Annotated in this window: 2 protein-coding genes; both read left to right on the forward strand. The window is 59.2% G+C overall.

Annotated elements, in window-relative coordinates; translation table 11 throughout:
- Positions 1-238: 238 nt before the first annotated feature.
- On the forward strand, positions 239-703 hold the full coding sequence (locus tag BFAL_RS10435) for a type II toxin-antitoxin system HicB family antitoxin (protein WP_082440542.1): 465 nt from the start codon (positions 239-241) through the stop codon (positions 701-703).
- 208 nt (positions 704-911) lie between these two features.
- Positions 912-1,590: ATP-binding protein (locus tag BFAL_RS10440; RefSeq protein ID WP_152973661.1), on the forward strand; the 679-nt coding region annotated here is incomplete at its 3' end.

Below are 1,590 nucleotides of genomic sequence, written 5' to 3' on the forward strand. Positions count from 1 at the left end.
CCCCTCGTTGAGGAACGTCCGCCGCGCCTGACAGCCAAACGGCCGACGGCATCCCTCCAACCCCCAATGGGAAGGAGGGATGCCGTCGGCTGTTTCATGCGAGACAAGCGGAATCCAACGTGCTTCGCACGTCGCCGTTTGCGCCGCCCATCCTCCGAACGGCGCAAACGGTGAGGCACCATATGGGAAAGCGAGCTCGCAATTCCCCGTCCACACCCAAGGCGATATCATTGGTGCTATGAGCGAATCACAGCTGAACAACATCGAAGGCGTCGCAGCCGACGGCGTGGAAGCCGCGGACGCGACGGCACCCGCCATCGAAACCACAACCGCAGCCAAGCTCACCACCAAACCCGCGACCGCACCCACGCAACCGACCGCCAACATCAACCATTACGCGTACCGTGTGCGCTGGGACGGCGACGGCGAACGCTTCGTCGCCACATGCGCCGAACTGCCGGACGTCACGTTCTCGAGCGCCTCGCAGTTGGAGGCGTTCGTCGGCATCCGCGGCGCCGTCGAGGCGGAGGTCGCACGGCTCGCCGCCAACGGCGAGGAGGTGCCGGAACCATTGTCGGAACGGCGATTCTCCGGGCGCATTCTCGTGCGCATCCCCCCGGAATTGCACCGCCGGCTGAGCATCGAAGCCGCCGAGCAGCACATCAGCCTCAACCGCCTCATCTCCAACCGCCTCGCCGGCTGAGTGCGCCCGATACGGCAGGTATTGCAGACCATCCAATCACGGCGAAACGAACTACATCAAGAAATACCCTATGTAAAATGTGTATATCAACCACATTTTACATAGGGTAAAATGTGTGTGTCAATCACATTTTACATAGGATATAGGTGGTGACAACGATTGTCCGTGTCATCCCCATGCCGAATCAGAACCACTGAAAGGACTCAGAATGCAGCTCGAACGCATGGCGATGAAGGAACTCACTGCGTGGAAAGCCCATCCTCACCGCAAGCCGATGCTCCTACGCGGCGCGCGACAGACCGGAAAAACCTGGATAACCGAGCGGTTTGCCGCCGACCACTACGACGGGCTGGCGCGTATCGACTTCATGCGCGACGAAGCCGCGAAACGGATCTTCGAACAGGATCTTGATCCCCAGCGAATCATCCGCTACATCTCCGCCCTGACGAAGACACCGATCCAACCGGAGCATACGCTCATCGTATTCGACGAAGTACAGGAATGTCCGCGCGCGCTCACCTCACTGAAATACTTCTGCGAGGAGGCACCCGAATACCAAATCATCGCGACCGGATCCTATATGGGCATCGCATCGCACCAGGACGACTCGTTCCCCGTCGGGAAGGTGGATCTCATGGCCCTGCATCCTCTGACGTTCATGGAGTTCCTACACAACGCCGGCGAACCGATGCTTGCCAGCGAGCTGAATCAGGGGCATGTCAACGACATCGACACCGTCTTCGGCGAGAAACTGCGAGAACTGCTCAAGCTGTATATGTTCGTCGGAGGCATGCCGGAAGCGGTGTCCCGCTATCTCGAGCACGAGAATCTCGATGAAACGCGTGAGGTTCAGAGATCGATCCTGGACACCTATGACGCCGATTTTT

Origin of the sequence: Bifidobacterium aesculapii, from assembly GCF_001417815.1 — a bacterium.
Taxonomy (GTDB): domain Bacteria; phylum Actinomycetota; class Actinomycetes; order Actinomycetales; family Bifidobacteriaceae; genus Bifidobacterium; species Bifidobacterium aesculapii.